The sequence below is a fragment of the Pseudomonas sp. CAN1 genome, from assembly GCF_030462585.1.
In the GTDB taxonomy this organism is placed as follows: Bacteria; Pseudomonadota; Gammaproteobacteria; order Pseudomonadales; family Pseudomonadaceae; genus Pseudomonas.
Genome location: NZ_JASMRU010000049.1, coordinates 21630 through 30069, shown reverse-complemented (window position 1 = coordinate 30069; position 8440 = coordinate 21630). Strand labels below are relative to the sequence as shown.

Here is an 8440-nt window from a genome sequence, read left to right as displayed (position 1 = left end):
GCCGAGGCCCGCACGGCGGCGAACAGCGCCGCGCCGGCCATCCCGCGACCCTTGGTTCGGTGCCCGCGCGGGGCCGGTTGCGCCAGGCTGGCGTAGGCCGGCACGGCTTCGTTGCCCGAGTAGTAGAGGTAGAAGCGGTCGCCGGGGTAAGACGTCTTGTGCGGCGGCACGCTGGCCTCGTAGCGCGCGCCCTGGCGCTCCAGCCAGGCCAACTGGTCGACACTGCGCTCGCAGAAGTCCCGCAGCGTTTCGTTCTGCACGGCCTCACCGACCTCGCCCTGCAGATAGCGGAACATCGCCTCGGCGTCGTCGCTGTAACCGGCCTGGCGCTGGTAGGGCGTGCCGCCACCGGCATAGACGACGCCACCGCTGCGTGCGGTCGCGCCGCCACCGGCGAAGCGATCCAGCGCCAGCACTTCGAGGCCACGCTCGCGGGCCTCCAGGGCGGCGCAGGCGCCGGCCCCGCCGAAGCCGACCACCAGCAGGTCGGTCTGGGCTTGCCAGTTCAGCCGCTCGCCTGCGCCCAGGCGCAGCGGCGGGATCGGCAGTGCGCCGGCCATGGCCGTCAGCCCGCCGCCGCCACGCTCGGCGCCGGCACGGCGACGGCGGTGGTGTAGGTGCCGTTCACGTAGATCAGCGGGGTGATGCGCGGAGTGTTGCGGATTTCGCGGATGCGCCCGATGAACACCGTGTGGGTGCCGTAGGTGAAGCGTCCGTCCTGCTCGCAGACCACGCTGGACTGCGCGTCCGCCAGGTACGGCACGCCGCATTCGGTGGCACGCCAGTCGCCGCTGGCGAAGCGCGCCTCGCCCTTCACCGGGCCGCTGCACAGGTGCGAGAGGTGCTCCTGGTCCTGGCCGAGGATGTTCACGCAGAAGTCCGCGCCGGCCTCCAGCACGCGGTGCAGCGAGGCGGTCTGGTTCACGCAGATCAGCAGCGACGGCGGCTCGGTGGACAGCGAGTCCACCGCCGTGGCGGACATGGCGAAACGTTCGCGGCCGTCGCTGGTGGTGATGATGGTCACCGACTTGGCGAGCCGGCGCATGGCCTGGAGCATGTCGGCTTTCAGAGTGTCCTGGTTCATCGCACGGGGCCTCGCTGGGGCTTGTTGTTGTGCAATCGATTCTGTGGTCGTGCCCCGCGTGCAACATCGTCCGAGGGGACTAGTCGGCGCGGCCTTCCGGCATGTCCTGCATATGGTCCGTTTGTGGGATGTGGGCGGATCCGAGCGTTGTTCAAATGCCCGCGAAGGCTCCCTGCTTCGCCGCACGGGGCCCGAGCACAGGCCCTGCGGGGCGACTACAGGAGAACAAGAAGATGCTCGACCAGGAACTGATCCGTCAGCGCCTCCGCCAGCGCGCCCGCGAGCTGGTGCCGGTGCTGCGCGAACGCGCCGCCGATGCCGCCCGCGACGGCCGGCTGCCCGAGGAAACCATTCGTGACTTCCACGATGCCGGCTTCTTCCGCATCCTCCAGCCGGCGCGCTGGGAAGGTTACGAGCTGGAGCCGAAAGACTTCTTCGAGGTGCAGATGACCCTCGCCGAAGGCTGCATGTCGTCGGCCTGGGTGCTGGGCGTGGTGGCCATCCACAACTGGCAGCTGGCGCTGTTCGACGACCGCGCCGCGCAGGATGTGTGGGGCGAGGATTCCAGCGTGCTGATCTCCTCCTCCTACATGCCGGTGGGCAAGGTCACGCCGGTGGAAGGCGGCTTCCGCCTGTCCGGGCGCTGGGGTTTTTCCAGCGGCAGCAAGCACTGCCAGTGGGCCTTCCTCGGCGCCCTGGTGCCGCCGAGCGAACCGGGCGGCATGCCGGACTACCGCACTTTCCTGGTGCCGCGCAGCGAGTACCAGGTCCTCGACAACTGGAACGTCATGGGCCTGGAAGCCACCGGCTCCCACGACGTACTGGTGGAAGACGCCTTCGTTCCCGAGTACCGCACCCACCGCGCCCTCGACGGCTTCATGCAGAACAGCCCGGGCAACGCGGTGAACACGGCGCCGCTGTTCCGCCTGCCGTTCGGGCAGATCTTCGTGCGCGCGGTTTCTTCGGCGGCCATCGGCGCACTGCAGGGCGCGGTCGACCTGTTCATCGAGCACAACCGCGCCCGCGTCGGCGTCAATGACGGGCGCAAGATGGGCCAGGATCCGGCCGCCCAGCAGGCACTGGCCGATGCCATGGTGGCGGCCGACGAATGCCGCAGCGTGCTGCTGCGCAACTTCGAGCTGATGATGCAGCGCGCCCGCGACGGCGAGCCGCTGACCATGCCCGAGCGGGTGAAGATGCGCTACGACTCGGCCCTGGTGGCGGACAAGTGCGCCCGCGCCGCCGGCACCCTGATGTTCAACAGCGGCGCCTCGACCATCTTCCGCGAGCACCCGATCAACCGCGCCTTCCGCGACATCCACACCGGCCGCGCGCACGTCGCCAACAGTCCGGCCAAATACGCCTGGAACCTCGGCGGCGTGAGCATGGGCGCCGACTCCACGGACTTCTTCCTCTGAGCCGAACCCGGGAGCACCCGTAGGATGGGTGGAGCGGAGCGATACCCATCCTACCTCCTTGCTCCCTGCCATCCCGGCACTTCGGCGTAGTCCGTTCGGGCGATTCCGCGGTGCCGGCGAACGAAGAACATGGCCACGAGGCAGAGCCCGTCGGCCCGCCAAACCAGACAAGGGACGCATCCCATGAAATTCTCTCTGATCTACGAAGCGCAGACGCTGGACAGCACCCGCGAAGGCGACCGCCGCATCTTCGACGAGACCGTCGAACAGGCCGTGCTGGCCGACAAGCTCGGTTTCGACACCTTCTGGTGCGTCGAGCACACCGCGCTGACCAACTACTCGCACATGTCCGCGCCGGAGACCATGCTGGCCTTCGTCGCCGGCAAGACCGAGCGCATCGGTATCGGCCACGGCGTGGTCTGCCTGCCGCCAGCGATGAACCACCCGGTGAAGGTCGCCGAGCGCATCGCCACCCTCGACCTGCTGTCCAAGGGCCGCGTGCATTTTGGCGTCGGCAAGGGCGGCACCCAGCAGGAAGCCGGCACCTTCGGCTACGACCTGGCCACCCTGCAGCCGCAGATCGACGAGGCGATGTACCTGATCCCGAAGATGTTCGTGCAGGACGAGATCGAACATAACGGCGACTTCGTGAAGATCCCCCGCCGGCCGATCCACCCCAAGCCCTACCAGGACCCGCACCCGCCGATGTACCTGGCCTGCACCAACACCGAGTCGCTGAAGAACGCCGGCGGCCGTGGCATGGGCGCGCTGGTGCTGGGCTTCGGCGGCCCGGAGGAGATCGCCAAGAAGGTCGCCGTCTACCACGAGGCCTGGGACAACCGTGACGAGGCCAACCAGGTCGGCTTCCGTCCCAACCGCCACATCGCCGCGCTGTGCCCGGCCATCGTCCTCGACGACAACGAGAAGGCCCGCGCCATCGGCGTGCGCGGCCAGCGATACTTCATGGAATCCCTGGCCTACTGGTACGCCGGCGGCGAACGCCCGGACCCGGCCAAGTGGCAGGACGACACCTTCGTCGACGGCAACGGCCAGGCGGTGATCCGCTCGCGCTTCGCCTCCGAGGAAGTGACGGTGGACTTCTCCGACCCGACCATGGCGATGATGAACCCCAACCACGCCTACGGCACGGTGAACGACTGCATCGGCTACGTGCAGCGCCTGATCGACGCCGGCGCCGATGAGATCCTCTTCATCTGCCAGATGGGCACCGTGCCGCAGTGGGCACAGATCGAGACGCTGAAGAACATCGGCGAGAAGGTCATCCCCTACTTCCGCGACAAGCTCAACGTCGCCTGAGGCGAACGCTGATCAGCAGAACGGGCCCTTCGGGGCCCGTTCTGTTTTGTACCGGATGCGAGGTGGCCGATGCGCCAGGACCAACGCAGGGCGTACAACCGTCAGCGGTTGTACGCCGCGGCGGATCAGATCACCCGCGCCGGATGCTGCACCCGTGGCGCGCCAAGCTGTTCGCGCCAGGACGGCGGCTGGCGGCCATCGGCCTCGCGGATGCCGTAGCGCAATGCCAGTTCGGCGCTGACCAGGGTCTGCCCGGAGAGTTGCGCGAGTTCAGGGTCATCCAGCAGTGCATGGAGGATTCGCCCGTTGAACTGCGGTGTCTCGGCCATCGCCAGGAACGCCTCGTACTGCTCGGCGCAGGCCTGGCCGGCAATGGCGGTGCGCTCGGTGAGCTGCGGGCCGAGCCAGAGGGAAAGCGCCGCCACTCCGCTGCCTTCGAAGTCGATGGCCATGTCCGCCGCCAGCTTGTCGACCCCGGCCTTCTGTGCTCCGTAGGCTGGGCCGTGCATATAGCAGCCAGCACCGAAAGAGGAGACGAAAGCCACCAGCGCCTTCGGTGCGCGCAGCAACAAGGGCGCGGCGTGATAGCTGGCGACATAGGCCGAACGCAGGCCTATGTCGAGGATGTCCACCAGCTCCAGCGGCTTCTCCCAGAACGGGCCGGGATCGATCAGCTGCTCATGGATGAAGGCGACGTTGTTCACCAGCAGATCGAGGCGGCCATGCTTGGCTTCGATGCGCTGGAACAGCGCGCACACCTGCTGGTCATCGCCATGGTCGCACTGCACGGCGATGCCCTTGCCGCCGGCGGCATCGATGGCCGCCGCCGTTTCGTGGATGCTGCCGTGCATCACCTGGCCGCGCAGAGTGGCGTGGCCAGACTCGACGGAGCGCCCGCTGAGGTAGACGGTCATGCCGGCAGCGCCGAGCGCTTCGGCGATACCCTTGCCAACGCCACGGCTGGCGCCGGTGACCAGGGCGATGCGGGAAGTGGACTCAGGCATTCTGCGGTACCTCCGGGTGGGCGCGGGTCTGCCCGGCCTGTTGCTGGATGTGCTCGGCGGCGAGGAAGCCGAAGGTCATCGCCGGGCCGATGGTGGAGCCGGCGCCAGGATAGGTCGCGCCCATCATCGAGGCGGCGGAGTTGCCAATGGCGTAGAGGCCGTCGATGGCGCTGCCGTCCTCGCGCAGCACGCGGGCATGCACATCGGTGAGCAGGCCGCCCTTGGTGCCGATGTCGCCGGCATCGATCTTCACCGCGTAGAACGGCGCCTTGAGCAACGGCGCCAGGCACGGATTGGGCAGCACGTGGGGGTCGCCGTAGTAGCGGTCGAACAGCGATTCGCCCTTGTGGAAGTCCGGGTCCTGCCCCAGTGCGGCGTAGCGATTGAAACGCTCCAGGGTACGCGCCAGGCCGGCGCCGTCGACGCCGATGGCGCTGGCCAGCGCGGCGATGCTGTCGGCCTTCTGGAAGTAGTCCTGCAGGTGCTTGGGCAGGCGGCTGTCCGGCTGCGCATAGCCCGGCAGCAGTGCGCCGCAGGGGTATTTGCGACGGAACTCGGCGTCGAAGATCATCCAGCACGGCACGCTGCGCGCCTGCTCGCTGTCATGGCCATACATGGCGTAGACGATGTCGGTGTAGGGTGCGCCCTCGTTGACGAAACGCTGCCCAGCCGAATCCACCAGCACGCAGCCGGGCAGGTTGCGCTCGACGAACAGCACGCGGGCCTTTTCTTCGCCGACGACTTGGGTGCTGGGCGCCCACCAGCTGTGTTCCATCAGCGCGGTGGCCGCGCCCAGTTGCTGGCCTGCACGGATGCCATCGCCAGTGTTGTAGGGCGGCGCGGCGGTCCACTGGCTGTTCGAAGGTTGCGGATGGTATTGGCTGCGCATCGACTGGTTGCGCTCGAAGCCACCGGCGGCGATCACCACGCCGCGGCGTGCGTGAATCCGCATCGGGCGGCCTTCGCGCTGCAGCACCGCGCCGATGATCCTGCCCTCCTCCTCGATCAGTTCCTGCAGCGGACTGTTCAGCCACAGCGGTACCTGGCGATCGAGCAGCGAGCGACGCAGCGCGGCGATCAGCGCATTGCCCAGGGTCAGGAAACGGTCGCGCGGCGAGCACAGGCGTGCGGGCAGGTCGCGCCAGTAGCGCCAGAGAATGCGCAGGGTCAGGCCGACCCAACCGGGCCCACGACAGAGCAGCACGCGGGCTTCCTTCATGGTCATGGCCACGCGGCCCATCATCAGCGTACCGGGGGATGGCTCGCGCATCCGCAAGAACTCCTCGCCCAGCTCGCGGGCGTCGAAGGGCAACGGGTCCATGGAGCGATAGCCCGGCTTGCCGCCCGGCACTTCCGGGTAATAGTCGGCGTATTCGGCCTGCGCCTCGAAGCGCACCCGGCTGCAACCTTCCAGGTACTCGACCATGCGCCGGCCGTTTTCGACGTAGGCCTCGACGCGGCCGTCGTCGACAAGATTGTCGCTGACCGCGCGAATGTAACGCACCGCTTCCTGCGCCGAATCCTGGCCGCCGAGCGCGGCGATGCGGTGGTTGCAGGGAATCCAGATGCCACCGCCGGACACCGCTGTGGTGCCGCCGTAGCGGTCGCTTTTTTCCACCAGCAGGACGTCCAGCCCCAGGTCGCGGGCGCGCAGCGCGGCGGTCATGCCGCCCGCACCGCTGCCCACCACCAGGACGTCGCATTCCATGTCCCACTCGCGGCTCCGCTGGCCGCTCGCCCTTGCGTTCATGCGCTTGTTCTCCGGCATCTGGCGTGGCGGAAAACCACGCTCGCCCGGCGATTGTTCGCGCCCGCGCAAGGCCCCCACATCGTCCGTTGAGACTAGCGCCAGAGCGGCCCTGCCCCGTCCCGCCGGCTTAGTCTTTTTGGACGATGTTGGCGTCTGCCGGTGACCACATAGTCAGCCCCGCCACCTTACCGCCAACACCGTTTCCGGGTCTGGCCGAAAGCGCCGCCCGAGCAGAGGACGAGATGACAAGAATAAGAATCGCCTTCCCGCCGTTGCCCCTTGCCCTTGCGATCAGCGGCGCCGGCCTGTTGCTCGCCAGCCAGGCCCAGGCGCTGTCGTACCAGTTCAACGATGACCTGCAACTGAACCTCGATACCACCCTGAGCTACAGCCTGGCGTGGCGCACCGAGAAGCGCGCCCATGCGCTGTCCAACGGTGGCAGCAACCCGGCCATCGCCAACGGCGACGATGGCGACAACGCCTTCGACCGCGGCGCGCTGATCAACAACCGCGCCAGCTTTCTCACCGAGGCCGACCTGAAGTTCCGCGGTGACTACGGCCTGTTCGTCCGCGCCACCGGCTTCTACGACGACGTCTACCAGCGCGGCAACGACAACGACACCGGCACCTCCAACTGCTTCGCCGGCGGCCGTTGCTCCAAGCCCGATCACTTCTCCGGCGAGACCGAGGACCAGGCCGGCGACGACTTGCGCCTGCTCGACACCTACGTCTACGGCACCTGGGACCTGAGCGGCCACACCCTCAACGCCCGCGCCGGCAACCAGGTGGTGGCCTGGGGCGAGAGCCTGTTCAACGGCTTCGGCATCGCCGGCGCGATGAGCCCGGTGGACGCCACCAAGGCCAACACGCCGGGTATCGAGGTGAAGGAGCTGTTCCTGCCGGTGGGCCAGCTGTTCACCCAGTACAGCCTGACCGACAATCTCGGCGTGCAGCTGTATTACCAGTACCAGTGGAAGCGCAACGAGCTGACCCCGGTCGGGCACTTCTTCTCCACCACCGACTACATCGACGAGGGCGGCTTCAACGACGCCACCGGCCAGCAGCGGCGCCTGGGCGACGACACGCCGGGCAACAGCGGCCAGTACGGCGCCGCGCTGACCTACACGGTGGAGCAGCTCAACAATACCGAGTTCGGCCTCTACTACCTGCGCTTCAGCGACCACAGCCCGCAGCTGGATTTCCTGAGCGACTGGAACACCGGCAACTACCGGGCGATCTTCTACGACGACATCAAGCTCTATGGCGCGAGCTTCTCCAGCATGCTCGGCGAGACCAACGTCAGCGGCGAGCTCAGCTACCGCGACGGCCAGCCGGTGCTGGTCGATACCGGCCTGACCCCGCAGCCGGTGCGCGCCAATGTCGCCCAGGCGCTGGTCTCGTTCATCCACTCCTACGGCGCCATGCCCTTCGCCGACAACACCACGCTGACCGGCGAGGTTGGCTACAACCGCGTGATGGACAACGACCGGGCGCCCAGCTTCGACGTCTTCGTCCCCACCGGCGCCGGGGTCGCGCAGATCCGCACCCCCAACACCGACAAGCTCTACTACGACCGCTCTGCCTGGGGCTACACCCTCAACCTGACGCTGGACTACAACAACGTGTTCAACGGCTGGGACCTGAGCGTACCGATCATCTACAGCCAGGCGGTCAACGGCAATTCGTCGATGCCCGGCAGCTTCGGCCTGGGCGAAGGCGACGACCGTTTCGCCGTCGGCACCACCTGGCGCTACCTGAACAACTTCAGCATCGAAGCCCGCTACAACATGTTCCTCGGCAACCCGAGCGAAACCACCCTGGCGGACCGCGACAACCTTTCGCTCACCGCGAAATACAGCTTCTGACC

7 protein-coding genes are annotated in these 8440 nt (G+C 67.6%); 3 read left to right on the top strand and 4 right to left on the bottom strand.

Going from position 1 to position 8440, the window contains the following annotated elements:
• On the bottom strand, nt 1-560 hold a 560-nt coding region (locus QO207_RS29665; protein WP_301535823.1), incomplete at its 3' end, for an FAD-dependent oxidoreductase.
• Between the two features lie 5 nt (nt 561-565).
• A complete protein-coding gene (locus QO207_RS29660; protein WP_301535822.1) occupies nt 566-1084 on the bottom strand; it encodes a flavin reductase family protein in 519 nt (172 codons plus the stop codon).
• Between the two features lie 233 nt (nt 1085-1317).
• Between QO207_RS29660 and QO207_RS29655 the strand changes: the two genes are divergently transcribed.
• Together QO207_RS29655 and QO207_RS29650 are read left to right on the top strand one after the other, a co-directional pair.
• On the top strand, nt 1318-2502 hold the full coding sequence (locus QO207_RS29655) for a flavin-dependent monooxygenase (protein ID WP_301535821.1): 1185 nt from the start codon (nt 1318-1320) through the stop codon (nt 2500-2502).
• Between the two features lie 183 nt (nt 2503-2685).
• Nucleotides 2686-3819, top strand: coding sequence for an LLM class flavin-dependent oxidoreductase (locus QO207_RS29650; RefSeq protein ID WP_301535820.1), 1134 nt, complete (start codon nt 2686-2688; stop codon nt 3817-3819).
• Nucleotides 3820-3944: 125 nt separating this feature from the next.
• Here QO207_RS29650 and QO207_RS29645 read toward each other — a convergent pair whose 3' ends face one another.
• Both QO207_RS29645 and QO207_RS29640 read right to left on the bottom strand, forming a co-directional pair.
• Nucleotides 3945-4823, bottom strand: coding sequence for an SDR family NAD(P)-dependent oxidoreductase (locus tag QO207_RS29645; RefSeq protein ID WP_301535819.1), 879 nt, complete (start codon nt 4821-4823; stop codon nt 3945-3947).
• The gene (locus QO207_RS29640) at nt 4816-6531 is read right to left on the bottom strand and encodes an FAD-dependent oxidoreductase (protein ID WP_301535818.1); all 1716 of its coding nucleotides are present in this window, start codon (nt 6529-6531) and stop codon (nt 4816-4818) included. Before QO207_RS29640 ends, QO207_RS29645 begins: the two co-directional genes overlap by 8 nt.
• A 284-nt stretch (nt 6532-6815) precedes the next feature.
• Here QO207_RS29640 and QO207_RS29635 point away from each other — a divergent pair, with 284 nt between their 5' ends.
• Nucleotides 6816-8438 (top strand): DUF1302 domain-containing protein, encoded by a 1623-nt coding sequence (locus QO207_RS29635; RefSeq protein WP_301535817.1) that lies wholly within the window; start codon nt 6816-6818, stop codon nt 8436-8438.
• Nucleotides 8439-8440: the final 2 nt, after the last annotated feature.

Coding starts and splice junctions, on each gene's coding strand:
- QO207_RS29655 (WP_301535821.1), top strand. CDS start 1,318: ATGCTCGACCAGGAACTGATCCGTCAGCGCCTCCGCCAGCGCGCCCGC.
- QO207_RS29640 (WP_301535818.1), bottom strand. CDS start 6,531: ATGGAATGCGACGTCCTGGTGGTGGGCAGCGGTGCGGGCGGCATGACC.
- QO207_RS29635 (WP_301535817.1), top strand. CDS start 6,816: ATGACAAGAATAAGAATCGCCTTCCCGCCGTTGCCCCTTGCCCTTGCG.
- QO207_RS29650 (WP_301535820.1), top strand. CDS start 2,686: ATGAAATTCTCTCTGATCTACGAAGCGCAGACGCTGGACAGCACCCGC.
- QO207_RS29645 (WP_301535819.1), bottom strand. CDS start 4,823: ATGCCTGAGTCCACTTCCCGCATCGCCCTGGTCACCGGCGCCAGCCGT.
- QO207_RS29660 (WP_301535822.1), bottom strand. CDS start 1,084: ATGAACCAGGACACTCTGAAAGCCGACATGCTCCAGGCCATGCGCCGG.